Below are 25,203 nucleotides of genomic sequence, written 5' to 3' on the forward strand. Positions count from 1 at the left end.
TCCTTTTCCTGTCTGGTGCGTCTTCTCTATAGATATTCTTCTATAGACACTCAACGAGGTTGACTACCATGCTGGACGTATTTACCTGGTTCGCCAACTGGCTGGTCTACGAACTTGGCGGACTCGACCCCGCCAGCAAGCTGGGAACATCGGTGCATTTTTTCGTCGAGGACACCACCAAGATTTTTGCCCTTCTGGTGGTGATGATCTACATCATCGCGCTGATGCGCGCCTCCCTGAATCTTGAGCGTGTGCGTCATTACATCCAGCAGAAAAACCGCCTGGCAGGCTATGGCTTTGGTGCAGGCTTCGGCGCTATTACACCGTTTTGCTCCTGTTCCAGCATTCCATTGTTTCTGGGGTTTACCAGCGCGGGCATTCCGCTAGGCATCACCATGGCCTTTCTGTTCACCTCGCCGATCATTAATGAAGTCGCGGTGATCATGCTGTGGAGCCTGCTGGGCTGGGAATTCACTCTGGTGTATATCACCATCGGCATGGCAGTGGGCATTGGCGGCGGTATGCTCCTGGATGCTGTACGTGGTGAACGCTGGCTAAAAGACTTCGCTGCCAAGGCCTACCAGCAGGCGGCAGAAAACCCCGCCGACAATCAGCCCCAGGGGGAAACACCCAAGTTAACCCTTAAAGACCGCCACGAATTTGCACGCGATGAACTCAAGGAAATCGTCGGACGCATCTGGAAGTGGGTGATTATCGGTGTCGGCCTCGGCGCTGCCCTACATGGCTTTGTGCCGGACGGCTGGTTTGCCGACAACCTTGGCAGCGGCCAGTGGTGGAACGTACCGGTAGCGGTACTCGCTGGCCTGCCCCTGTATTCCAACGCCACTGGGGTTATTCCCATCATGGAAAGCCTGATTCTGAAAGGGCTTCCTGTTGGTACTACGCTGGCCTTCTGCATGAGCACGGTCGCCGCCAGTTTCCCGGAATTCATCATGCTCAAGCAAGTCATGCAGTGGCGTTTACTCGCCATCATTTTTGTCATCCTGTTAGCCAACTTCATGGTGGTTGGCTGGCTGATCAACCTGCTGAGCCCCTGGCTTTTCAGCGGCAGGTTCTAAACGTTAATCCACGCAAGGAGAAGTAAGATGAAAAAGATCGAAGTATTAGGTACAGGCTGCAAGAAATGCACCACCACCGCCGAACAGATTGAGACCATTGCGCAAGAGCTTGGCGTCGAGGTTGACGTGGCAAAAGTGACCGACCCTGCGGCCATCATGGGTTATCAGGTCATGTCAACGCCAGCAGTCGCCATCGACGGCAAACTCGCCCACAGCGGCAGCGTGCCGGATCGCCACAAGATTGAGAGCATGCTGCAGGGCTGAAGCCCTAACCAGCGCCCCTTGTCCGCTGACTGTTAACAAGTGACCGCTAGGGGCGTTGTTGTTGTCAGTTGTTCTGTGACCCACATGATGCAGATATAATTTCCCATGGATATTCTAGCCGAGGATAGCGCTCAGTATGGTTACCCCTTCTTCCCTTGATGATCTGCCCAATATTGATCAAGCTCTTCTCAACCCACCCATTGCCGAGGCGCTAGGTTCCTTGACTGCAGCTGCACACCCTCCGCGTATCCTGCTGCTTTACGGCTCACTGCGTGAACGTTCCTTCAGTCGGCTCGCCGTGGAAGAGGCCGCACGCCTGTTGCAGGCAATGGGCGCTGAAACGCGTATTTTCAATCCGCGGGGACTGCCCCTGGCGGATGCAGAAGAAACATCGCATCCCAAAGTAACCGAGCTACGTGACCTTGCTGAATGGGCAGAAGGCATGGTGTGGTGCTCGCCTGAACGCCATGGCGCCATGACCGGCATCATGAAAACCCAGATTGACTGGATACCTTTATCACTGGGTGCCGTGCGTCCCACTCAGGGTAAGACACTGGCCGTCATGCAGGTGAATGGTGGTTCCCAGTCGTTCAACACGGTCAACCAGCTGCGCGTTCTGGGCCGCTGGATGCGCATGCTGACGATCCCTAACCAGTCCTCGGTACCCAAGGCATTTATGGAATTCGACGACAACGGCCGTATGAAGCCCTCGGCATACTACGACCGTATCGTGGATGTGATGGAGGAGCTGGTTAAGTTCACTTATCTTACCCGGGATAAAGCAGACTGGCTGACGGATCGCTACTCGGAGCGCAAGGAAAGTGCCGATGAACTGTCGGCCAGGGTAAACCAGCGTTCTATTTAGGCGGAGACACTGATCATGTCCGAAAACCCCATAGAGATTACACCGGCTGCTGCCGCGCATATCAAAGACAATGGCGGCGTCGTCACTGTCCGGCTGGCACCGCGCCATGGTTGCTGTGGTGGCGTCGCCAGCCTGGCGATTGCTGAACCCCGTGCACCCGACGTGCCTGCAGACTATGCCAACTTTGACCTTGGCGGTATCCGGCTTTTTATAGCCCATGAACTGGTAGGTGAAGGTTTGCGAATTGATTGCGAAGGCTGGTGGAAGCTGCGCCGCCTATACGTGGATGGCGCGGCAGTTCAAACGCCGCGCCAGCACTAAGCTCAGGCCAGAGATGAGCCAGCGCTACTATTATCTGCGGGCAATGCCAGTGCCATTATGGCACTCGCCGCCACCAGAGCCGCTGCAAACCACAGGCAGGCGCTCAAGCCATAGGCCATATACAGCCAGCCGGACAGCAAGGTGCCAATCAGGCGACCCATGGCGTTGGCCATATAATAAAATCCGACATCCATGGAAACACCATCCGCACGGGCATAATGCACAATCAGATAGCTATGCCAGCTGGAATTGATGGCAAACAGCACACCAAATGCCAAAAGCCCCACTACCAACCAGCCGACCTGCGCCAACGGCAACAGCGCCAGGGCAATCGCCAGCACGGCAAGCGCTGCCGCCCAACTGGCGGTTAGCACGCGGGCGTCGCCCTTGATCAGCCGAGTCAGCTTGGGCGCCTGGGTTTGCACGCCGCCATAGCCGATAATCCATACGGCCAACAGGCCGCCCACCGTCCAGTGGGTCCAGCCATGCTGGTCATACAGAAATACCGGCAGGGCCACGACAAACCACACATCCCGAGAGGCGAACAGACACAGGCGCGCGGCAGAAAGCACATTGATGGCGCGGGATTTGGAAAATATCTCGGAGAATTTAGGCTTGCGCTTCTGGCGCCCCAGATCGGCTTTCAGGCGCCATAATGACAGCATCAGAACTACGCACAGCATCAGCGCCATCACCAATACCGCCCCACGAAAACCAATCAGCGTCAGCAGGACACCGCCAACGAAAAACCCAGCCCCTTCAAGGCATTCTTGGAGCCGGTAAGCATCGCCACCCAACGGTAAAGCGCGCTGTTGGCATTGGCGCTATCGCTGGGCACCAACACCTTGACAGCACTTTTGGCGCTCATCTTGTTCAGATCCTTGGCAATCCCTGACAGCGCCTGGGCGATCATCACCCACACCACGGTCAACATGCCGGCTGGCACCAGCAGCATACTCAGAGCCACAATCTGGATCGCCAGCCCCATATTCATGGTGCGGTTCAAACCCATCCGTGCGCCCAGCCAGCCGCCGACCAGATTGGTCACCACGCCAAAAGCTTCATAGAACAGAAACAGCATGGCAATTTCAAACGGTGAATAGCCAAGCTGATGAAAATGCAGCACGACCAGCATGCGCAGGGCGCCATCAGTGATGGTGAACGCCCAATAGTTGCCGGTAATCAGCATATACTGGCGCACCTCGAAAGGCAGCGCCCGCACGCGGCTCAGTATTGATTCACTCACAGCCCATCTGCTCCACCCACTTTCAGCGCGAGTTCAGCGGTACGGTTGGCATAGCCCCACTCGTTGTCATACCAGGCGTAAAGCTTGAGCTGGGTACCGTTAATCACCATGGTAGAGGGCGCGTCGACGATGGTACTGCGTGGGTCGGTGCGGTAATCAATCGATACCAGCGGGCGCTCTTCGTAGCCCAGAATTCCCGCCAGCTCACCTTCTGCCGCCGCTTTCAATGCCGCATTGACCTCTTCCACCGTCACGCTGCGCTCCAACTCGAACACCATATCGGTCAAGGACGCGTTAGCCAGCGGCACCCGCACGGCGTGACCGTTGATCTTGCCTTCCAGCTCCGGGAAGATGGCGGTAATCGCCTTGGCTGAACCGGTTGTGGTCGGAATCAGGCTCATTCCGCAGGCACGGGCCCGGCGCAAGTCTTTATGCGGCGCATCCAGAATCGTCTGGGTATTGGTGATATCGTGAACCGTGGTCATCGAGCCATGGCGAATGCCAAAGGTTTCCTGAATCACCTTGACGATAGGCGCCAGACAGTTAGTGGTACAGCTGGCGGCCGTCACAATCGCGTGTTGAGCAGGATCGTAGAAGTGATCATTAACCCCCATCACCAAATTCAGCACGCCCTCTTCCTTGACCGGTGCGCTAACCACAACGCGCTTGACGCCCTGATCCAGATAGCCCTGCAGCACCGCCGCCGTTTTATGCTTGCCAGAACACTCGATAACCACATCACAGCCTGACCAGTCGCACGCCTCAAGTTGACGGTTCGCGCTGAACGCAATGGCATGACCGTCTATGCGGATCTGTTCTGACGTGGATTCAAGCCCCTGCCCTGGCGACCAATGACCGTGTACGGAATCAAATTCCAGCAGATGGGCAAAAGTGGCCGCATTGCCGCCGGGGTCATTCACCCGCACCAGCTCAACGCGCCCTTGTGTGACCGCCGCCCACAGGCAACGCAGGGTCAAACGTCCGATCCGCCCCAGGCCATTGATGCCGATTTTGATTGCCATGCTGTTACCCTCCTGATCAGAATGCCTTGAATATACAATTTTCCATATATGTAAAGATCAAAAAAAACCCGTGGTGCTCACGGGCTTGGAACGATTAACCGTAGCGACCGGAAATATAGTCTTCGGTTTTTTTCTGGGCCGGTGTCGAGAACATCACCTTGGTGTCGTTGTACTCGATAACCTCACCCAGGTGGAAGAAAGCGGTGTAATCTGCCACACGGGCCGCCTGCTGCATATTGTGCGTCACCGTTACAATTGTGAACTGCTCTTTGAGCTTGTCCATCAGGTCTTCGATGGTTGCCGTCGATATGGGGTCAAGCGCCGAGGTTGGCTCATCCATCAGAATCACATCCGGCTGAACCGCAATAGCGCGGGCAATACACAGGCGCTGCTGCTGACCACCGGATAGCGAGGTGCCCGGTTCCTGCAGCTTATCTTTTACTTCATTCCACAAACCGGAATCACGCAGCGCCTTTTCAACCAGCTCATCCTGATCGGCTTTGCGGCTGACCATGTCATGCATGCGCGGTGCGTAGGCGATATTCTCATAGATCGACTTGGGAAACGGATTAGGTTTCTGGAACACCATGCCAACACGACGGCGCAGCGCCACTTCATCCATTTTGGCGGCATTAACATCACGGCCGTCCATTTCCACCAACCCTGAGATACTAACGCTGGGAATCAGGTCATTCATGCGATTAAGGCAACGTAAGAAAGTTGATTTACCACAGCCCGACGGGCCAATCAGAGCGGTCACGTTTTTCTGAAAAAGATCAATACTGATGTTGCTCAGCGCCTGTGATTTGCCGTACCAAAGGTTCAAATCACGCACACGAATGCTTAGCTCATGGCTGGCCTCGCTGTTGCGGGTATAAGGTTGCCCAACCGCTGGTGTTTGCTGCTCAACCCTTTCAGCTGATTGCCCAGGTGTTTGTACAGTTGCTTGAGTGCTCATGCTGTTCATAGTGAGTTCCTTGATAACGGCCGGCTTACCAGCGACGTTCAAATTTCTTGCGTAATACAACCGCAGAGGCATTGAGTGAAATCAAAATAGTCAGCAGTACCAGAATTCCGCCGGCCGTCTTTTCTACAAAGGCTTTTTCAGGTTCGCTGGCCCAGGTAAATATCTGGGCAGGCATCACGGTTGCCGCCTCTGTAAAGGAGGCCCCGACATCGGGAATAAACGCCACCATACCGACAATAATCAAAGGGGCCGTTTCGCCCATGGCTTGAGCCAGGCCGATAATAGAACCGGTCATGATACCCGGCATGGCTAGCGGCAAAACGTGGTCTTTCACCACCTGCCAACGTGAACATCCTAATCCAAAGGCCGCGTGTCGAATGGATTCTGGCACGCTGCGGAGTGCAGTCCGCGTCGAAATAATAATCACAGGTAGCGTCATTAGCGCCAGCGTCATACCACCCACAAGTGGTGAGGAGCGAGGTACACCGAAGAAGTTGATGAATATTGCCAACCCCAACAGACCAAATAGAATGGAAGGTATCGCCGCCAGGTTGTTGATATTGATTTCAATCAGCTGGGTAAAACGGTTATCCGGTGCGAATTCTTCAAGATATATAGCCGTCATCACGCCAATCGGAAAGGCAATCGCCAAGGTCACAATCATGGTCATGATGGTGCCGACAACCGCCGAAAGGATACCTGCACTTTCGGCCGTTTTTGAATCGCCCTGGGTAAAGAAAGTCGAGTTGAATTTTTGTTCAACCTGTCCAGAGGCTACCAAGCGTTCTACCGTGGCGATCTCTTTATCACTCAACTTACTGCGATGGCCTTTGAGGTACTGGTCCACTTCACTGTTCGCTAGCAGCCAGCGGGTTTCTCGACTACCAATCCTATCCGGCTCGTTGCGTAGCAAGAGTGGAATGCTGCGAATCTCGGTACGGCTCACGATAGGGATCAGGTCTGAGTCTATGGCCTGTCGCGCGTCCTTGGCAGCTTCCTCGGAATAACTTATCTCGGTTTCAACGTAGGCTTGCTGAAACGCAGGCAGCCCTTTTATTAACATATCGGTAAAGAACCACAGCAAGAACAACCCGGCTAGCCCAAGTGCCCCCATGGATAGCCACTTCAAACGTGCTGATTTGCGGTGACGACGCTTGAGTTGCTGACTGATTTGATCGAATGAATCACTCATTGATGTATATCCCGAGCGTTACAGGTTATTAACACGGTATTTTTCACGGAAGCGACGGATCATGATCACTGATACCAAGTTCAGCGTCAGGGTCACTGCAAACAACACAAGCCCCAGAGCAAACGCGGAGAGCGTTTCGGCACTTTCAAATTCCTGGTCGCCGGTCAGTGCCGCCACAATACGTACGGTAACTGTGGTCATATCCTCTAGAGGGTTGGCCGTTAGATTAGGACGCATACCCGCCGCCATCACCACTATCATGGTTTCACCCAAAGCCCGAGACATACCCAGCAGAGAAGCAGAAATAACCCCGGGAAGTGCTGCTGGCACCACCACATCGCGTATCGTCTCGCCCTTGGTCATGCCCAAGGCTAGAGATCCCTGACGCATGCTGTCCGGCACGGCGTTGATAACATCATCAGACAGAGAAGAAATAAATGGGATTATCATGATGCCCATCACAACCCCTGGCGCCACGGCATTGTTGTAGGACGCATCCAGACCAAAAAAACCGGCGATATTGACAATGATGGGCGCCACGGTAATGGCGGCAAAAAAGCCATACACCACAGTTGGGATACCGGCCAGCACTTCGAGTAGTGGCTTGGCAATCGTGCGCACCTTGGTAGGCGCATATTCCGACATGTAGATGGCTGAAGCCAGACCGATGGGAACCGCCACCAGCATGGCAATCAGAGTGATCATGAAGGTGCCAGCAAACAGCGGCACAGAACCAAACTGTGCACCGCTACCATCACCACGACCGGCAGCCGCCAGGAAGCTGGCGCCTGGATTCCAGGTAGTCCCGGTTATAAATTCCCAAAAGCTGTGCATCTCGAAGAAACGCAGCGACTCGAAAATAATCGAAATCAAAATCCCAAAGGTAGTGAAGATCGATATCAATGCAGCGCCTGCAAGCACCCAGCGAATGACGCGCTCAATGGCTTTGCGAGCATGAAAATCAGCTCTTACTTGTACGACACCGACAGCCAAACCCGCCGCAGCCACCACCAGACTTGCTGATAAGAGATAAAGCGGATGAATTTCAGCACCCAAGAGCAGTAAAACAAAGGCCCCTAACACACCCACCAATACTGCAGGACCGGCGGTAGAAAGCACCGCAAACCAGGCATATTGATCTGGCTGGGCATACATGGAGGTGCCTGAAGCACGCAGGCGAGCTGCTTTTGAACGACCGGCGAAGAAAGCAATTAGGCCCAGAATTAAGAGGACACTACAAAATATTAAGAGTAGCTGGTTGGTCTGCATCATTGATATCTCAGGTTAACCATCGGAGCTATTTCAAGTGATACTAAGTCATAAACATGACACTTAAATGACAACACCCCATTAAAACAAAAGCCGGCAACCCAAGTTGCCGGCTTTTAACTTACTTAGCTTTGCAGCTTACTTCAGGACGTCAACCGTCATCGCAGTGCGGTTAGCAACGCTTTCACGCCACTCAGCACGCTCAGCTTCCGGCAGCGGAATCAAACCGATTTCAGCCAGGTAACCAGAATCGCTGATCATTTGCTCTTCCATGAACATATCAACGTACTCATACATGGGCGGTACAGCGTCAGCGTGCTGGTTCTTGACGTAGAACCACAGTGAACGGGCAACCGGGTAATCACCCGAGCTGATGGCTTCAGCTTCAGGCTCTACACCGCCAATGCTGGCGCCTTGAATAGTGTTTGTATTCTCAACCAGGAAGGAATAACCAAAGATACCGAAGGCTTCTGTATCTTCAGAAAGACGCTGGACGATCAGATTGTCGTTTTCGCCGGCGTCAATGTAGGGGCCGTCATCACGAACAGTGGTGTAGCCTTCACCGCCGTAAACATCCATTTCTTCAGAGACTGCTTCCATGACCAGCTCTTCGAAAGCGTCACGTGTACCTGACGTGGAGGGCGGGCCGTAGATGGAAATTTCACGATCCGGCAAGGAGGAATCGATTTCGCTCCAGTTAGTATAGGGGTTGTCAACTAGCTCACCGTCAACCGGCACCTGGGCAGCAACCGCCATGAAAATCTGTTCAAGGGTAAAGTCAGCTTCGTCGTTTTCAGTTGACTGACCAATAACGATACCGTCAGAACCAATCTTGGCTTCAGTGATATCGGTTACGCCGTTCTCTTCACAGCGCTCAAATTCAGATACCTTCATGCGACGTGAGGCGTTGGTAATATCAGGGGTACCATCGCCAACACCGTTACAGAACAGACGCATACCACCACCAGAACCCGTGGATTCAATCACCGGTGTTGGGTAGTTGGTAGTGGCGCCAAATTCTTCAGTCACAAAACTGGCAAAAGGATAAACCGTGCTTGAACCCACGATGTTGATCTGGTCGCGGGCTTGAGCAACACCGGCAACGCTCATTACGGCAGCGGCGATTACGGTCGTCTTGAGAATACGGTTCATGCGAAATACTCCTGTTCATGTAGGGGGTCTAGCCTTCGCAATACACACAATGCCCACCTTCCATGACAGCTTCATGACAACCGCTAAAACGATTTTGTTAATTTGTGTAACTAATTTCCTTTAGCTGGCGCCTTCGACTATGGCTGTTGGGGTGAGCAAGCGCACGCCGATATTACCCAGCAGCGAGGCGGCCAACATGGTCAGCACCATGGGCGCGATATGCTCGACCTCGAACAGCCCCACCATCATGCCTGCCAGCGCTCCACAGCCAAACTGGATACCACCGAGCAGCGCTGTGGCCGTGGCGCTTATATGCCCAAAATGATCCAGCAATGACGAAATGGCATTAGGCGTAATCAGGCCAATCATTCCGGTAAACATCATCACCAGCACCACCACCACGGGCAGACTGGCCAGGTCCAGCAGCATGACAGTCACTAACGCCGAAGCGGCAAATAACTGCACCGTTAAACCAAGCCGTAGGTTCTGCTGGGGCGTGCGCTTTTTAAGCAGATAGATATTGACCCGGTTAGAAAGCGCAATCACCACCACATTCACCCCGAACACAAAGGGGTACACCGCTGGAGAAAGCGAAAAATGTTCCAGGTACAAAAACGGCGAGGCGGTCACGAAAGCAAACAGGCCTGCAAATGACGCCGCGGCCGCACAGATATAGCCCATGCCTTCGCGATGCTTGAGCACGCTGGCATAGTTACGGATAACCTGGCGCGGTGAAGCCACCGGCTGAGTCATATCGCGGGTTTCCGGCAAACGCGTGCCTAAAAGCCAGGCAAGAAAAGCCGCGTAAGCCGCCAGAAATACAAAGATCAACCACCAGCCCGCCACAAACAGCAGCACACTCCCCACGGCAGGCGCTACCAGCGGCGCCAGCATCATGATCATCGCCATGGTCGACATCACCTTGGCAGCTTCGCGGCCCTGGAAGCAGTCGCGCACAATGGCCGCAGAGTTGACCACACAGGCCCCGCCGCCCAGCGCTTGAATAAAACGCCAGACCAGTAGCGATGTCAGGCTATCCACCTGGGTAATCACCAGACTGGCCAAGGCAAACGCCAAAAGGCCACCCAGAAGCACCGGTTTACGCCCCAAGCGGTCAGAGAGTGGTCCAAAGCACAGCTGGCCAAACGCAAACCCAAACAGAAACACACTGATTGAAAGCTCGGTATGGTGAATACTGGCATCCACATCGGCTGCTAGTGCCGACATGGCGGGCAGGTAAGCATCAATAGCAAAGGGCGCCAATGCCGTATTTGCAGCAACGAGTATCGCTACACGGCGTGCATTAAGTTGCATGAGTTTCCTTTTTCAGCAAAGTTATTAGCATGCTAATTATATCGCCTTTTATCAACAATGTCGGCAGCTGTTCGAAGCGCCAACACCTTGGTAAAGTAGCCGCAACAACTACCCAGGAGTGTTATATGGCGACGAGCTTGCTTTCTCAACTTAAAACGATGACCACAGTGGTTGCTGATACCGGCGACCTTGAAGCGATTCGCCGTTTTCAACCGCAGGACGCCACTACCAATCCCTCGCTGATTCTGCAGGCTTCACAGCAGGAAGCTCGGCGCGAGCGGTTAGCGCAGATTGCCAGAGACAGCGCTGATATCAACGAAGCCGTTGACCGAGTCGCAGTGGAAATCGGTCGTGAAATCAGCGAACTGGTGCCAGGCTATGTATCAACGGAAGTCAGTGCCCGGCTATCATTTGACCGCGAAGCCACCATCAGCAGAGCATACTCTCTGATCGAGCGCTACCAGCGCGAAGGCGTTGGCGCCGAACGCATACTGATCAAGGTTGCCTCCACCTGGGAAGGCATTCAGGCCGCGCGGGAACTGGAACGTAATGGAATTCGTACCAACCTGACCCTGCTGTTCGGTTTCGCTCAGGCACAGGCCTGCGCAGACGCGGGTGCTACCCTGATCTCCCCTTTCGTCGGGCGTATTCTCGACTGGCACAAGGCCCGCCAGCCGGAAGCTGATTTCAGCGGCAGCAAGGATCCCGGCGTACAATCGGTCAAGCGTATCTATGATTATTACAAGGCAGCCGGTTACAGCACCATCGTGATGGGTGCCAGCTTTCGTAACATAGGGGAAATTCAAGCCCTGGCAGGCTGTGACCGTTTGACCATTTCACCCAAGCTGCTGGATGAGCTCGACCAACAGACAGGTGACCTGTCTCAGCAGCTGACTGCCAACCTGGACAGCATTACAGCTGACGCACCACTTGACGAGGCCAGCTTTCGCTGGGAGATGAACGAGGACGAAATGGCCAATGACAAGCTAGCTGAAGGCATTCGCAAGTTCATGGCTGATCAATACCAGTTGGAAAAACTGCTTGGCGAACTGAGCCGCCGCTAGGCGACATAACCTCCCAGGCACCGATATTCATCGGCGCCTGGCTAACCTGAGTTTTACTGCCCGTTTATTCGGGTGGTTTATCCTGGTCTTCAAGCATTTCCACCAGCGGCTGAAACTGTTCGCGATTGTGCTCATTCATATGCATCAGGATGCGATGTGCTTCCAGAATACGCTGGCGCATCCCTTGCTCATCGGCAGGCACTTCCGCAACCGTTTCAGCGGTTTCAGGCAACGGCTGCACCAGGGGCATTTTCATCAAGGTAAAGAAGTGCGAAAAGCCCATAACATCGAGCATTTTCCGCACGTCCGGGTTATCCACAATAATGGTGGGTGGTTGCTCCAGTCGCCCCTTGACCGCAATTGCCACCTTGGCCAGAAACCCCAATGCGGTCGAATCCACGTTAGTGGCTTCACGCAGGTCAATCATGACGGCCTCAAGGCCAGGGGTTTTCGCCAGGCGCTGCGCTTGCGAATCCAGGGTAGCACACAGTGTCAGGCGCACATCTCCACATAACTTGAGAACAAATACGCCAGACTCGAATGCGGCTTTAATACGGCCTTCTTCAATCAACATGACCAAATCCGCTCACCATCATGATTGTCAGATCGTCGGGCAGAGCATTACGATCAGGCGTTATGTCGCTATCGAATGCTTCATCATCACTGATCAGCTGACTGGTAAACGCCAGCTGGTCTCTTAGTTGTTCCAGGGTAGTGCTTTGGCTGATCAATAGTTCCAGTTCCGCGAGTCTTTCATCCAGCGTTGCGCCGGCAAGACATTCAAGGACGCCATCGGAACATAGCCACAGTGAGAACTGTTCGGGTAAATCCAGGCTGAACGAGGGATACTCCACATCAGGAAATAGCCCAACCGGCATGCCTTCACCTTCAAGGCGTGTTATCTGGCCGTTAATATTCAAAAACGGCATAGGTAATTGAGCGCCAAGCGAATAGTGAAGCCTGTGTTCAAGATGGTCAATAACCGCCACAAATAGAGTGGCATGTTTGCCAATATCAGTGCCTTGCAGCTCACGATTCAGTCCCAGTAGCCAGTCAGCGGGTAGCCGCTCTGGGTGCTGGCCATCCCACTCGTGCAGCCAGCGGTTGCAAAGGTATTTTAGCAACACAGTGACAAATGCCGACGAGGCCCCATGACCGGACACATCGGCAAAATAAAAGGTACTAAAACGCTCATCAAAACCTTGATAGTCAAGAAAATCGCCTGACAGATACAGCGAAGGTGCAAACCAGTAATCAAAGTAGGCATTATTGATGGTCGTGGCATGCGCTGGCAGCAATCGTCGCTGAATATGACCACCACTTTGCTGATCCATACGCAGCAATGCCAGATGCGTTTCAAGGCTTTCGTTAAGCTCAGCCAGACGCAGACGGTCACGCTCGCGCTCCTGGGCTAACTGATGCAGCTCAATGGCTTTGCGAATCATTCTGCGCAACAGTTCTGCATGACGTAAAGGATGGACAATATAATCCACCAGACCAACATCAATCGCCTTGATCAGGTCAGCATCCTGGCGGGATTCACTGACCACCAGGGTAGGCAGGCGATGCGACAGGCCCGACCAATGCTGACGTGGCACGGCTCGCGCATGAGCGACAATCAATGCCGTTTCCGCAGGCAGGTGCTCAACGCTATCAGCGGCAAACACCCCCAGGCCATTACAGGTGATCGCTTCCGCCAGAGCATCTCTTTCTTCACCTGGCTCGTCAATGACCGCAATTAACTGCTTCGAACGCTGCATGAGAAGCCTCAATCGGCAAACGCGTCGTCGTCAAAGTCCGCGTCATCAAATTCAAAGTCGTCTGACGCAAACGGGTCTTCACCCAGTTCACCATCATTGATCACGAAGTTACGCCTCTGCAGATAAGCATCACGCACAAAGCGGTAGCGCTCCCCTGAATCATGGATTCCTGATCAAGAATGCCGGCACGCGCATGGACTATCCTCAGGATCTGTAAAGGGATTTCGACATCGCCATCCAGGTAGGTAATCGGATAAAGCTCACGATCCGGAAGCAGGCCTGCCGTGTCACGCAGGGTGCTTGGGCCCCACAGGGGCAGCACCAAATAGCGAGAATCTTCCCAGCCCCATACGCCGAGAGTCTGGCCAAAGTCTTCCTTGTCGGCGGTAATTTCCATCAGAGTGGCGTAATCCAGCAAACCACCGATGCCCACCGTCGAGTTGATCAGGAAACGCGAGGTAGCCAGACCAGCGTTGCTCGGTTTGCCTTGCAGAAGACTGTTGACTGCCGTGCGCACCTCACCCAGGTTGGAAAAGACGTTACCCACACCCGTTCGAACCGGGCCGGGAATTACCTTGACATAGGTTTGTGAAATGGGCTTAAGGGTATAACGATCCAAGACGTCATTAAACGCAAAAACGCGGCGGTTGAAGCCTTCCCAAGGGTCTTCCGGATGGGCACTGAAGGACTCCTCCTCAGACTCGGATGGTTGTGTCGTGGCACAGCCTCCCAGCACCATAATCAGGCTTAACATCAAGGGAACGACAAGCCGCCTTGGGTTGTACCCGGTGACCTTATTACGCTTAGCCGACGGCGTTAGCATTGCATTGTCTCTCAAAGCATTCACTCTCAAAATGTCACTATCAGAAGCGGGGGCAAACCCCATTAATTACTCGCAAGCGACCATGGGTATGGCAAGGCTCAGCTGAGGCTAGGCCACTTTCTCCAACACCACGCATCCGGCACTGTAGCCGGCGCCAAAAGAACAGATGACGCCGACATCACCCTCTTCAATCCCTTCACGATGCAGGTGAAACGCAATGATTGACCCTGCTGAGCTGGTGTTGGCATAACGATCCAGAATAATCGGCGCCTGTGATGCATCGGGTTCGTGGCCCAGAACCTTACGGGCAATCAGATCATTCATATGGCGATTTGCCTGGTGTAACCACATACGCTTCAGATCACCACCTGCCAGCTGAAGCGACGCCAGATGCTCAGTGATCAAGCGGGCCACCAGCGGGCAGACTTCCTTGAAGACGCGCCGCCCTTCCTGCACAAACAGTTTATCCAGTGCCAAAGGGTCGCTGTCGGTCACTCTGTTCAAAAAACCCGCGTTGTTGCGTATGGCGTTGGAAAAGCGTGTCGTCAACCGTGTGCCCAGCAGTAAAAACTGTTCGGGAGCTATCGCATCGGCTCGGTTTTCCAGTACCACCGCTGTACAAGCATCGCCGAAAATAAAGTGGCTGTCACGGTCTCTGAAGTTCAAGTGAGCAGAACATATTTCCGGATTGACCACTAAAGCGCGTTTTACGCTGCCTGAGGCAATGGCATTGGTGGCCGTCTGGATCGCAAAGGTGGCTGAACTGCAGGCCACATTCATATCAAACCCATAGCCTTGGGCACCCAGCGCTTGCTGTACTTCGATGGCTACCGCCGGATAGGCGCGCTCGAGGTTTGAGCAGCCAACAATCACAAGCTCAATATCAGCGCCATCTACCCTGGCAGCCGTTAACGCTTGCCTCGCTGCTGCCAACGCCATTTCAGCCTGAATCGACAGCTCATCGTTAGCGCGCTGTGGCAGCCTGGGGCGCATTCGCTGAGGATCAAGAATCCCATCAGCATCCAGCACATAGCGGCTTTTGATGCCCGAGGCCTTGTCGATAAAGTCGCTGCTCGAAAATGCTAGCGGCTGGCAATCACCGGCGGCAATGGCCTCGGCGTTACGCGCATTTTCCTGTTCTACCCAGGCGTTGAACGTCGCCACCAGAGCGTCGTTATCAATGGCGTGTTCCGGCGTGTACAACCCCGTACCGGTAATCACCACATCTGTCATAGACCTCTCCTTTAGGCGACACAGCGCCTCTTTAATGCCACCTAGCCACTCATATTACGGTTTGCTTGCATAATGGGTGGATAGCGTACCGAGTTAGTTATCTACTTTGTGCTTTTCTGTACCGCTTAACTAGCGTTTTAACAAAGATTCATCGCATTACTGTCGAGTAATGGTTTCCCAGTGTTTTTCCAGACGCTTCACCGAAACCGGCATATGAGTGCCTAGCTGCTGGGCAAACAGAGAAACCCGCAACTCCTGCAACCACCAGCCAAACGCCACTAGTTCTGGCGCTTCAACCTGGCCACGCCGCTCAGCGGCTCGGCGCGCTTCCCAGCGCTCTTCAAGGGCCTGGACTTCGGCCATCATCATCTGGTCGCGCCCCCGTTCGCGTGGTGCCTTTTCAAGGCGGATCAAGGCAGCCTCCATGTAGCGTGGGTATTCCGCCAGCCATTCACCCGCATCAGTGATAAAGCCGGGATAGACAAGGCGCTGCATCTGCGCCTTGATGTCACTGTAGGTCAATGCCAGCGCAAAGTTAAGCTTACCTTTAAGCAACTTGGCGACCTCAAGATGGGCTTTCAACGCAGCTTCTGTCTGTGCCAGCAGGGTTTCTGCATGCGCCAGCAGCGCGTCTTCGCAACCTGCCAGGCGTTGTTCAAGCTCTGCAACAGAGCGCGGCAGCGGTTCTACCGCCACGACCTGGGAGAAAACCGCCTTGACCAGATCATCAACCAGCGCCTGCTTGCTGCCTACTTTGGCAAACAGGAGCGCACAGGTTTCCAGACCTTTTAGCTGCTTGATGGCCTTAACCGCTTCTGGCCGCTGGGTAATCGCCAACTGGGTGACGCCATCCCGGTGTGCTGCTTCAGCCTTGGCAGGATGGTCAAACAAAACGATATTGAACTGAGCGCCTTCGTTGACCAGCGCGGGATACGCCTCTACCCGGATGCCGGCCTGCTCGGTGACCTTGGAGGCTGGCAGTGGCTCATCCGGTAAATTGCTGACAGCCGGTGCCTGGCTGGCCTGATCTGCCATGGCTCTAGCGCCTGCGCTAGCCGCTTCTTCAAAGCGCTTCTCAAGGGCACGCACATCGCGCCCCTGGCCAATCACCTCACCGGCATGATCGACCACCCTAAGGTTCATGAACAGGTGCGGCGCCATCTGATCCAGCCGCCAGTCATCGGGATGAACGCGCGTCGCCGTGCGACGGCGGATAAATTCACCCAACGCTTCGGTCAGCGGGCGCTCGTCCGGCACCAGGGTTTCAAGAGCGGCATCGACCCAGTCGGGAATCGGCACCACCTGGCGACGTATCGCTTTGGGCAGCGATTTCATCAGGGCGATGCACTTTTCCCGTAGCAGCCCAGGCACCAGCCATTCCAGCGCGTGTACCGGCAGCTGCGGCAGCATGGCAGCGGGCACCGTCAGCGTGACCCCATCATCCTCGGCTTCAGGGTCAAAATGATAGCTCAACGGATAAGCATTACCGTTGAGAATCAGATGATCCGGATAGTCCGCTTGGGTCACTTCAGCGGCATCCCGCGCCTTGAGGGTTTCGATATCAAACTTGAGGCAGTCAGGATCGTGACGCTCGGCTTTTTTACGCCAGTGTTCAAACCCTTTGCCGTTAACGATATTTTCCGGCAGACGCTGATCATAAAAAGCGAACAGGGTTTCTTCGTCCACCAGAATATCCCGACGCCGCGCACGATTCTCAAGGTCGGTGACTTCATCAATCAGCGCCCGATTATGGGCAAAGAACTCACCCCGCGTCTGGAACTCGCCTTCGACCAGAGCACGCCGAATGAAGAGTTCACGGGATTCCTGCGGCGCAATCGGCCCATAGTGCACCCGGCGCCCGGCCACAATTGGCAGGCCGAACAGAGTGACCTGCTCTTTGGCCACGACCTGGGCACGCTTCATCTCCCAGTGCGGGTCAGCGTAGCTGCGCTTGACCAGATGCAGCGCCTGAGGCTCAATCCATGCTGGGTCGATCTTGGCCACGGTGCGCGCAAACAGCCGCGAGGTTTCCACCAGCTCAAACGCCATCAGCCACTTGGGCGACTTCTTGGCCAGCCCCGAGCCTGGGTGAATCATCAACTTACGATTGCGTGCTCCAAGGTATTCGCGGTTTTCACTGAGCATGCCCAGATGCGACAGCAAGCCGGAAAGCAGCGCCTGATGGAGCTTGGCAGACGTTTTGCGCCGCAACTGACGGGCCTGCTCTTCACTTTGTTCTGGGTCCAGCGGTAGCGGGGGCGGCACTTCAATCGCCATATCACGCAGCAGCTGACGCAGCTGGCGGAAGGTATCATGCCATTCGCGCACCCGCAGGTAGTTGATATAATGCTCGCGACACCAGCGGCGCAGCTGGTTGCCCGAGAGCGCTTCTCGGGCGTTTTCTATGCCATGCCAGAGATTAAGAATGGCGACAAAGTCCGAATCCGGGTCGTGCCAGCGCAAATGCGCCTGATCGGCGGCCTGGCGTTTATCTGCCGGGCGATCGCGAGGATCCTGAATGGCCAGCGCTGAGACGACAATCAGCACATCTCGCAGGCTGCCGCGTTCAGCGCCTTCCAGCACCATCCGCGCCAGACGAGGGTCGATAGGTAGCCGTGCCAGTTTGCGTCCAAGGGGCGTCAGCTGCTGTTGTTCAGTCACCGCGCCCAGCTCGAAAAGCAGCCGAAAACCATCGGTAACAAAGCGGCTATCTGGCGGGTCAACAAACGGAAATGCCTCGATATTACCCAGCTTCAGCGCCAGCATGGAGAGAATCACCGAGGCCAGATTGGTGCGCTGGATCTCCGGGTCAGTAAAAGCAGGCCGTGAGAGAAAATCCTCTTCACCATACAGGCGAATACAGACCCCTTCTGCCACTCGTCCACAGCGCCCTTTGCGCTGGTTGGCGCTCGCTTGACTGATCGGCTCCACCGGCAGACGCTGAATTTTCGAGCGGTAGCTGTAGCGGCTGATGCGCACCAACCCAGGGTCAATCACGTAGCGAATGCCCGGCACGGTCAGCGAGGTTTCCGCCACATTGGTAGCGAGCACAATGCGCCGCCCGCTATGGGAAGAAAACACACGGTTCTGTTCAGCATTGGAAAGACGTGCATACAGCGGCAGAATTTCCGTACCTCTCAGCTCTGCACGGCGCAAGGAGTCTGCTGTTTCACGAATCTCGCGCTCACCAGGCAGAAAGATGAGCACGTCTCGCGGGCCGTGTAGCCAGCCTTTTTCGCGTTCTATCTGCTCGATTTCTTCTACTGCGTGCACAATCCCTTCCTGCAGGGTGCGATCTTCTTCATCGTCGGTATCGCGTACCAGTGGCCGGTAGTGCACCTCGACCGGATAGGTGCGTCCGGATACTTCCACAACAGGAGCAGGTGTATTCGTGCTGCCAAAGTGTGCAGCAAAGCGCTCAACGTCAATGGTCGCCGAGGTAATAATAATTTTCAGGTCTGGCCGTTTGGGCAACAGACGCTTGAGGTAGCCCAACAGGAAATCAATATTGAGGCTACGCTCGTGGGCCTCGTCAATAATGATGGTGTCGTAGCGTAACAGCAGAGGATCATGCTGGGTTTCTGCCAGCAGGATGCCGTCGGTCATCAGCTTGACCAAGGTGGTAACACTGCTCTGGTCATGAAAACGCACCTGATAACCGACCTGATCGCCCAGCGGCACTTCCAGCTCTTCCGCCAGGCGAGTGGCAACACTGCGCGCTGCCAGACGGCGCGGCTGGGTATGGCCAATCAAGCCGCGCCGCCCGCGCCCCAGCTCCAGGCATATCTTGGGCAGCTGGGTGGTTTTACCTGACCCGGTTTCCCCGGCCACTACCACTACCTGATGCGCTTCAAGCGCCTGCATGATGTCTTCGCGGCGCTCGACAACCGGCAGTTCATCTGGGTAATTCAACGCCACCTTGAGCGCTTCACGCTTGGCCAGCGTTGCCTGAGCGTGCTGTAATTCGTGCTCGACCTTATCAAGCCCACGGTCAATCGGCTGGCGGTTGTGCAGCCGACGCTGCAAACCAGCCAGACGCTTTTCCAGCTGTTCAGCCTCGCGCACCATCACGCGGGAGCTTGCTTGACGCAGCTGCTCAAGACGCTGCGCATCACTACTGCTTACCGGCGTTTCTGAAGTCACAATCAGCGTATTTTCCTGTCAGGTCGGGCCATGGTGGTTTACAACTTATACCAAGATGGCCCGCTCTATATGAACGGGCCATCTATTGTAACGCCTTTGTGCAAAAGACGGCTAACGGCGTGCGGCTTTGCACAATAAATTATGGCTCATCACGTAGCTGGCGTCTCAGCACCTTGCCCACATTGGTCTTGGGCAGCTCATCACGAAACTCCACATATCTCGGCACCTTGTAGCCTGTCAGATCTTTCTTGCACCATTTACGCACGTCTTCAACGCTTAACTGGTCATTTTTGGAGACAACAAACAGTTTGATGGCCTCCCCACTCTCTTCATCTGCGACACCCACGGCGGCCGCTTCCAGAACATCCGGATGGCCGGAAATCACATCTTCCACTTCGTTGGGATAAACGTTGAAACCCGACACCAGAATCATATCCTTTTTACGATCAACGATGCGGATGTAGCCATCATCGTCAATCACCGCGATATCCCCGGTGTGGAACCAGCCATCGGCATCAATGGCGTTGGCCGTTTCTTCTTCACGCTGCCAGTAGCCTTTCATGACCTGCGGCCCTTGCACACAAAGCTCGCCCGGCTGGCCGAATTCAAGGTCGTTGCCATCACCGTCGACCACCTTGACCGCCGTGCCAGCCACCGGCTTGCCAATACTGCCCAACTTGCTGGCGTCAACCGGGTTGAAGCTTACGATGGGCGATGTCTCAGTGAGCCCATAACCTTCGGCCACATCGCAACCGGTCACCTCTTTCCAGCGTTTGGCTGAGGCGCTGGTCAATGCCATCCCGCCTGAAATCGTCAATCGCAGCTTGGAAAAATCCAACTGCTTGAAATCTTCGCGGTTACATAGTGCATTGAAAAGCGTGTTCAGACCGATAAAACCAGTGAACGGCAGGCCCTTGAGTTCCTTGACAAAGGCATCCAGGTCACGCGGGTTGGTAATCAGCAATGAGTGATTACCGGTTTCCATCAAGAACAGGCAGTTAACCGTAAAGGTATAAATGTGGTACACCGGCAATGGAGCAATAATCAGTTCTTCACCATCTGTGAGAGTACTGCCAATCGCCTCTCGGGCCTGCAGCATATTCGCTACCAGGTTGCGGTGGGTCAGCATGGCCCCTTTTGGCTTGCCGGTGGTTCCCCCGTGTATTGCAGAGCTGCCAGGTCATCCAGGTCGCGGTGGACATCCTGATGCGACAGCTTAGAACCTTTTGCAAAGCGCTGCGAAAGCTCAATGCCCCGGGAAGCGAATAGGCAGGCACCATTTTTTCACGTGCTTGACCACGGTGTTGATCAGCCAGCGCTTGGGTGCCCCATGCAGGTCGGCCAGCTGGGTCACCAAGACGTGCTTGATCTCGGTTTTACCGAGCACCTTTTCAAGCTTGCTGGCCATATTGGCCAGAATCACAATGGCCTTGGCGTTGGAATCCTTGAACTGGTGGGCCATTTCCCGCTCGGTATACAGCGGATTGGTATTAACCACCACAAGGCCCGCCCGCAGCGCACCAAACACCGCAACGGGGAACTGCAGCAGGTTAGGCAACTGTATGGCGATGCGATCCCCGGGTTCCAGATCGGTTTCGTGCTGCAGCCAGGCGGCAAAGTCGCCTGACAGGCGGTCAAGGTCAGCAAAGCTTAGCGTCTGCCCCATACAGGTAAAGGCAGGCTTGGGGGCGAAGCGCTTGACCGCAGCATGAAAGATATCGGTGACCGAGCTGTATTGATCGAGACCTTCCAGCGCTGGCCCTGTAAGAATCGGGGCATTGGCATGTTCACTCATCGGCAATCTCCACTGTCAGAGTCGATGCTGGACACCGACGTTATTATTGTTGACGGTGACTTTGGCGCCACCGATGTATTAACAATATACGATGCTGAACAAGCTGTAAAACGAGTGATTGAAACTATCGTTTAAAAACCACCGCTTCAACCGCACCCACTTAACCATCTATCCAGCACAGTGATGAGTACACCGACATCAGTCATATATTCAGTTGGACACGTAACGTGCGCAAATTTCTCCCGACTTCCAGACAACTAATTCACCTGGCTGCAGCCGTTGCCAACACTCATTATGGGTGAGCGGCTCGGTCGCAATAACAGACACAATGTCATCCGGTGTGGTGTGCTCCACAAAATTGACGGTCATTTCCGCGTCAGACAGTTCCGCTTCGCCAAAGGGCGCGCGGCGGGTGATATGCGCCAGCTTCGTTGAGCAGTAGGTATACAGATAGTCACCATCGGAGAGCAGCATGTTGAATACCCCCAATTCGCGCAGCTGCTCACACAGGCGATGTAAAAGCGCCCAGAGCCTTTCAGGGTCATCTGGCGGCTGCGGAAAATGCTCACGCAACTGCCCCATTATGAAGCAGAAAGCATGTTCACTGTCGGTGGTGCCGACCGGCGTAAAGCCATTGAGAGGCAGGCTTTTCCAATCACTGCTGAGCTGGCCGTTGTGAGCGTAACACCAGGGTCTGCCCCACATTTCACGGGTAAAGGGGTGGGTATTGGCCAGCTTGACCCCACCCACATTAGCCTGGCGTATATGGCTAATGACCACATTGGATTTGATCGGGTAATCGCAGATCAGGCGCGCAATCGGAGAATCCACTGACGGATGAGGGTCGCGGAATTCCCGATAGCCACCTTCTTCATAGAAGGCGATTCCCCAGCCATCTCGATGAGGGCCTGTCCCACCCCCACGGTGTAGAAACCCGGCAAAACTGAAGCAGATATCGGTTGGCACATTGGCACTCATGCCCATGAGCTCACACATGCGGCGGCATCCTGTTTTCCCTTACTGACTCAAGGTGTGTACAAACTGACGTTTCTTAAAAAATTCAACGAAATTATAAGACCGGCTCCTGACGTTGGGCCCCTTTGGTATCTTCCGCGGCCTGGGTGGATGTTTGTGAGGCAGCATCCGCCCTGGCGTCAGGCGACGGGCGGCGCAGCCACCAGATGGCAAGCCCGATCAAGGCGCCTAGCGTCACTCCCAACAATAACCACAAAAGGCCTTCCTTGAATGCCGAGGTGTTATTTTCCAGAAACCCGACCGCCGCGACCATGGCCGCAGGTGCCCAGCCGGTGTAAAACTCGCCCTCTTCTACCAGCGGCAGGCTGAAACGTGCAGGCGCCCACATGGCGCCCGCAATTATCCAGGTCAGCAGCAGGCGCAAAAAGCGCGGCAGAATGATAAAGGTCAGGTAGACCGCAACAAAAACCAGCAGCGAGATTGCATAGTAACTCGCCCAAAGCAGTGACATTGATTCTTCAACCAGCATAATGCTCCTTATCAGGGTGCTCTCACCCAACATTCACTTTTTCTATGGTACCTATCAATTGACCAAAGCACAGCCGCAACACAAACCCAGTTCAGCGATCAACCACAATTTTAACCATTATTATCACCCAGATGACCCAGACTGGCACTGGCTTGAGGATGCCAAGGACCCCAAGGTGAGTGATTTCCTGTTGGCTGCCAACGCACAACACGCCGAATGGTTTAGGCCGCTGGAGCCTCTGGCCGAAAAACTCTACGAAGGCCATCTGGCCCGCAGGGAGCTGGCCGTTACAGGGCTTGAGACAGCGCTTGATCACTTTACGTTCTGGACGGTAACCGACGCTGATCAGGATTACCCCTGCTGGTGGCGTTACCCCAACGGCCAACCCGAGCAGCGCGAGTGTTTTTTCAATCTACCGGAACGTGCTGCTCAGCATGAATTCTTCGATATTGGCGATATGGCCCTGCCCGCTGATGAACAGTGGCTGGCATGGACTGAAGATACCCAGGGCGATGAGCGCTTTTCGCTATGGATCAAACGTTTACCCAAGGGTTCAGCACACTGCCTGCTCAAGGATATTGGCCCTGGCCTTTGCTGGGCAGAAGACCAGACTGACACCGGCGCCACCCTGCTGTTTACCCGCTTTGATGCCACCCAGCGGCCAGACAGCGTATGGCGGCTACCGCTGGCCTTTGATCAGGACACGGCCACGGCGCTGCCGGAAGCACTGGTCTACCGGGAAGCTGATCCGGAGTTCTGGGTGGGCGTCGGCAAGACCCGCTCACGCCAGTGGCTACTGATTGAATCGGCCTCCAAGGACACCAGCGAAGTGCTGCTACTGGCTGCCGAGGCTCCGGATTCGCCGCTTGATTGCCTGCACCCGCGCCAGCCAGGCGTTGAAGCCAGCATTGAGCATCGTCCTGGTTTCTTCTACCGCCTGCATAATCAGCAAAGCGCGCATTTCCAGCTGGATGTTATCGAAGAATCCCGCATCAGCCAGGCAGATGCCTGGCAGACGCTGATTGAACACAACAATGACACCACCCTGGAAGGTGTCGACGCCTTTAGCTGGGGGCTGGTGATCGCTGAACGTGACCACCAGCAGGCGCAGGTCTATCTCCGCCGCCTGGTGTTAGATCAGCAGCACAAGGCGACAGTGGATGAACGCCTTGCTCTGCCGGAAACGCCCTGCTCACAGTTACTTGAAGATGCTCCGCATTTTGATACCACTCAGCTGCGCTTACGTGAAGAATCCTTCACTCAGCTACCGCGTTGGGTCGAACTGGACCTCGCCACCCTTGAGCGCCGCGTGATCAAGACACAGCCACTTCACGGTGACCTCCAGCCGGAGCATCTGATCAGCCAGCGCATCTGGGCCACCAGCCATGATGGCGAAAAAGTGCCAGTGTCCATCGTGATGCGCGCTGACCTGGCAGGGCAAGCCCTACCCACCTTGCTGTACGGCTATGGGGCCTACGGCGAACCGCTTGACCCCTGGTTTTCGATTGCCCGACTGGAGTTGCTGTCGCGCGGCATCGCCTTTGCGGTTGCCCATGTACGTGGTGGCGGCGAACGCGGCGAGCCCTGGTATCTGGATGGCAAAATGGCCAACAAGGAAAACAGCTTTCATGATTTTCTGGCTGCCCGAAACGCCTTGGTCAGCGAAGGGGTGAGCTTGGCGGATCGCATCCTGGCTTGCGGCGCCAGCGCAGGTGGCTTGCTGGTAGGCACCTGCCTGAACCGCGCCCCTCAAGCGTTCTGTGGCGCCGTACTTGATGTGCCGTTTGTCGATGTGCTGCGCACCATGCAAAACCCCGAGTTACCGCTGACCACCGCAGAATATAGCGAATGGGGCAACCCGGCTGACGCAAGCGTCGCCGAACGCATTCAGGGCTACTCACCGATTGATAATATTGCGCCTCGCCATTATCCCGCCATCTGGATCGAAGGCAGCTGGTTCGATACGCGGGTCAGCTACTGGGAGCCCGCCAAGTATTACGCCAGATTGCGCCAATGCCAGCAGGGCGAAGCCCCCATAATGCTACATACCGATATGAGCAGCGGCCATGGCGGCGCTTCGGGTCGCTTCAAGGCATGGCGAGAAGCCGCCCGACAGGATGCGTTTATTCTGTGGGCATTAGGTCGCACCGAAACTGAATGACCGGAGACTGGTTAAAGCACCCTTATTGC

At 55.0% G+C, this 25,203-nt stretch carries 19 protein-coding genes and 2 pseudogenes; 6 read left to right on the forward strand and 15 right to left on the reverse strand.

Annotated elements, in window-relative coordinates:
* The first annotated feature begins 68 nt into the window (after positions 1 to 68).
* From HLB35_RS11730 to HLB35_RS11745, 4 genes are all read left to right on the forward strand, one after another.
* Positions 69 to 1,079 carry a permease gene (locus tag HLB35_RS11730; protein WP_171702709.1) on the forward strand — a complete coding sequence of 337 codons (1,011 nt, stop codon included), beginning with the start codon at positions 69 to 71 and terminating at the stop codon, positions 1,077 to 1,079.
* Between the two features lie 27 nt (positions 1,080 to 1,106).
* Positions 1,107 to 1,343, forward strand: coding sequence for a thioredoxin family protein (locus tag HLB35_RS11735; RefSeq protein ID WP_171702710.1), 237 nt, complete (start codon positions 1,107 to 1,109; stop codon positions 1,341 to 1,343).
* Between the two features lie 136 nt (positions 1,344 to 1,479).
* Positions 1,480 to 2,208 (forward strand): arsenical resistance protein ArsH, encoded by a 729-nt coding sequence (gene arsH / locus HLB35_RS11740; RefSeq protein WP_171702711.1) that lies wholly within the window; start codon positions 1,480 to 1,482, stop codon positions 2,206 to 2,208.
* A 15-nt stretch (positions 2,209 to 2,223) separates the two neighbouring features.
* Positions 2,224 to 2,529, forward strand: coding sequence for a CC/Se motif family (seleno)protein (locus HLB35_RS11745; protein ID WP_171702712.1), 306 nt, complete (start codon positions 2,224 to 2,226; stop codon positions 2,527 to 2,529).
* Positions 2,530 to 2,531: 2 nt separating this feature from the next.
* Here HLB35_RS11745 and arsJ read toward each other — a convergent pair.
* The 7 genes and pseudogenes from arsJ to HLB35_RS11780 form a co-directional block, all read right to left on the reverse strand.
* Positions 2,532 to 3,718 (reverse strand): annotated as a pseudogene (arsJ, locus tag HLB35_RS11750) (organoarsenical effux MFS transporter ArsJ).
* Positions 3,719 to 3,771: 53 nt separating this feature from the next.
* Positions 3,772 to 4,797 (reverse strand): ArsJ-associated glyceraldehyde-3-phosphate dehydrogenase, encoded by a 1,026-nt coding sequence (locus HLB35_RS11755; protein WP_171702713.1) that lies wholly within the window; start codon positions 4,795 to 4,797, stop codon positions 3,772 to 3,774.
* Positions 4,798 to 4,891: 94 nt separating this feature from the next.
* Positions 4,892 to 5,755, reverse strand: coding sequence for a phosphate ABC transporter ATP-binding protein PstB (gene pstB, locus HLB35_RS11760; RefSeq protein ID WP_171702789.1), 864 nt, complete (start codon positions 5,753 to 5,755; stop codon positions 4,892 to 4,894).
* A gap of 34 nt (positions 5,756 to 5,789) precedes the next feature.
* Entirely contained in the window at positions 5,790 to 6,956 is a 1,167-nt protein-coding gene (pstA, locus tag HLB35_RS11765; RefSeq protein ID WP_171702714.1) for a phosphate ABC transporter permease PstA, read from the reverse strand.
* Positions 6,957 to 6,974: 18 nt separating this feature from the next.
* Positions 6,975 to 8,225, reverse strand: a complete 1,251-nt coding sequence (gene pstC / locus HLB35_RS11770; protein ID WP_171702790.1) for a phosphate ABC transporter permease subunit PstC — start codon at positions 8,223 to 8,225, stop codon at positions 6,975 to 6,977.
* 138 nt (positions 8,226 to 8,363) lie between these two features.
* The gene (locus HLB35_RS11775; RefSeq protein WP_171702715.1) at positions 8,364 to 9,377 is read right to left on the reverse strand and encodes a substrate-binding domain-containing protein; all 1,014 of its coding nucleotides are present in this window, start codon (positions 9,375 to 9,377) and stop codon (positions 8,364 to 8,366) included.
* A gap of 120 nt (positions 9,378 to 9,497) precedes the next feature.
* A complete protein-coding gene (locus tag HLB35_RS11780) occupies positions 9,498 to 10,691 on the reverse strand; it encodes a Bcr/CflA family multidrug efflux MFS transporter (RefSeq protein WP_171702716.1) in 1,194 nt (397 codons plus the stop codon).
* A gap of 125 nt (positions 10,692 to 10,816) precedes the next feature.
* Between HLB35_RS11780 and tal the strand changes: the two genes are divergently transcribed.
* Complete coding sequence (gene tal, locus HLB35_RS11785) at positions 10,817 to 11,755, forward strand: transaldolase (RefSeq protein WP_171702717.1); 939 nt, start codon at positions 10,817 to 10,819, stop codon at positions 11,753 to 11,755.
* Positions 11,756 to 11,819: 64 nt separating this feature from the next.
* Here tal and HLB35_RS11790 read toward each other — a convergent pair whose 3' ends face one another.
* From HLB35_RS11790 to HLB35_RS11825, 8 genes and pseudogenes are all read right to left on the reverse strand, one after another.
* Complete coding sequence (locus tag HLB35_RS11790; RefSeq protein WP_171702718.1) at positions 11,820 to 12,329, reverse strand: STAS domain-containing protein; 510 nt, start codon at positions 12,327 to 12,329, stop codon at positions 11,820 to 11,822.
* The gene (locus HLB35_RS11795; protein WP_171702719.1) at positions 12,319 to 13,515 is read right to left on the reverse strand and encodes a PP2C family protein-serine/threonine phosphatase; all 1,197 of its coding nucleotides are present in this window, start codon (positions 13,513 to 13,515) and stop codon (positions 12,319 to 12,321) included. Before HLB35_RS11795 ends, HLB35_RS11790 begins: the two co-directional genes overlap by 11 nt.
* A gap of 100 nt (positions 13,516 to 13,615) precedes the next feature.
* Positions 13,616 to 14,338, reverse strand: a complete 723-nt coding sequence (locus HLB35_RS11800; protein WP_422822447.1) for an MlaA family lipoprotein — start codon at positions 14,336 to 14,338, stop codon at positions 13,616 to 13,618.
* 108 nt (positions 14,339 to 14,446) lie between these two features.
* Complete coding sequence (locus tag HLB35_RS11805) at positions 14,447 to 15,571, reverse strand: beta-ketoacyl-ACP synthase III (protein ID WP_171702720.1); 1,125 nt, start codon at positions 15,569 to 15,571, stop codon at positions 14,447 to 14,449.
* 156 nt (positions 15,572 to 15,727) lie between these two features.
* Positions 15,728 to 19,714: an ATP-dependent RNA helicase HrpA gene (gene hrpA / locus HLB35_RS11810; RefSeq protein ID WP_328731714.1), complete on the reverse strand. Its 3,987-nt coding sequence runs from the start codon at positions 19,712 to 19,714 to the stop codon at positions 15,728 to 15,730.
* A 139-nt stretch (positions 19,715 to 19,853) separates the two neighbouring features.
* Positions 19,854 to 21,509, reverse strand: a pseudogene (locus tag HLB35_RS11815) (AMP-binding protein).
* Between the two features lie 210 nt (positions 21,510 to 21,719).
* The gene (locus HLB35_RS11820; protein ID WP_171702721.1) at positions 21,720 to 22,505 is read right to left on the reverse strand and encodes a class II glutamine amidotransferase; all 786 of its coding nucleotides are present in this window, start codon (positions 22,503 to 22,505) and stop codon (positions 21,720 to 21,722) included.
* Between the two features lie 73 nt (positions 22,506 to 22,578).
* Positions 22,579 to 23,013: a hypothetical protein gene (locus tag HLB35_RS11825; RefSeq protein WP_171702722.1), complete on the reverse strand. Its 435-nt coding sequence runs from the start codon at positions 23,011 to 23,013 to the stop codon at positions 22,579 to 22,581.
* Between the two features lies 1 nt (position 23,014).
* Here HLB35_RS11825 and HLB35_RS11830 point away from each other — a divergent pair, with 1 nt between their 5' ends.
* Entirely contained in the window at positions 23,015 to 25,174 is a 2,160-nt protein-coding gene (locus HLB35_RS11830; protein WP_171702723.1) for a S9 family peptidase, read from the forward strand.
* Positions 25,175 to 25,203: the final 29 nt, after the last annotated feature.

Origin of the sequence: Vreelandella azerica, assembly GCF_013112225.1 — a bacterium.
Taxonomy (GTDB): domain Bacteria; phylum Pseudomonadota; class Gammaproteobacteria; order Pseudomonadales; family Halomonadaceae; genus Vreelandella; species Vreelandella azerica.

Coding starts and splice junctions, on each gene's coding strand:
- HLB35_RS11730 (WP_171702709.1), top strand. CDS start 69: ATGCTGGACGTATTTACCTGGTTCGCCAACTGGCTGGTCTACGAACTT.
- HLB35_RS11735 (WP_171702710.1), top strand. CDS start 1,107: ATGAAAAAGATCGAAGTATTAGGTACAGGCTGCAAGAAATGCACCACC.
- arsH (WP_171702711.1), top strand. CDS start 1,480: ATGGTTACCCCTTCTTCCCTTGATGATCTGCCCAATATTGATCAAGCT.
- HLB35_RS11745 (WP_171702712.1), top strand. CDS start 2,224: ATGTCCGAAAACCCCATAGAGATTACACCGGCTGCTGCCGCGCATATC.
- HLB35_RS11755 (WP_171702713.1), bottom strand. CDS start 4,797: ATGGCAATCAAAATCGGCATCAATGGCCTGGGGCGGATCGGACGTTTG.
- pstB (WP_171702789.1), bottom strand. CDS start 5,755: ATGAGCACTCAAGCAACTGTACAAACACCTGGGCAATCAGCTGAAAGG.
- pstA (WP_171702714.1), bottom strand. CDS start 6,956: ATGAGTGATTCATTCGATCAAATCAGTCAGCAACTCAAGCGTCGTCAC.
- pstC (WP_171702790.1), bottom strand. CDS start 8,225: ATGCAGACCAACCAGCTACTCTTAATATTTTGTAGTGTCCTCTTAATT.
- HLB35_RS11775 (WP_171702715.1), bottom strand. CDS start 9,377: ATGAACCGTATTCTCAAGACGACCGTAATCGCCGCTGCCGTAATGAGC.
- HLB35_RS11780 (WP_171702716.1), bottom strand. CDS start 10,691: ATGCAACTTAATGCACGCCGTGTAGCGATACTCGTTGCTGCAAATACG.
- tal (WP_171702717.1), top strand. CDS start 10,817: ATGGCGACGAGCTTGCTTTCTCAACTTAAAACGATGACCACAGTGGTT.
- HLB35_RS11790 (WP_171702718.1), bottom strand. CDS start 12,329: ATGTTGATTGAAGAAGGCCGTATTAAAGCCGCATTCGAGTCTGGCGTA.
- HLB35_RS11795 (WP_171702719.1), bottom strand. CDS start 13,515: ATGCAGCGTTCGAAGCAGTTAATTGCGGTCATTGACGAGCCAGGTGAA.
- HLB35_RS11800 (WP_422822447.1), bottom strand. CDS start 14,338: ATGCTAACGCCGTCGGCTAAGCGTAATAAGGTCACCGGGTACAACCCA.
- HLB35_RS11805 (WP_171702720.1), bottom strand. CDS start 15,571: ATGACAGATGTGGTGATTACCGGTACGGGGTTGTACACGCCGGAACAC.
- HLB35_RS11820 (WP_171702721.1), bottom strand. CDS start 22,505: ATGTGTGAGCTCATGGGCATGAGTGCCAATGTGCCAACCGATATCTGC.
- HLB35_RS11825 (WP_171702722.1), bottom strand. CDS start 23,013: ATGCTGGTTGAAGAATCAATGTCACTGCTTTGGGCGAGTTACTATGCA.
- HLB35_RS11830 (WP_171702723.1), top strand. CDS start 23,015: ATGCTCCTTATCAGGGTGCTCTCACCCAACATTCACTTTTTCTATGGT.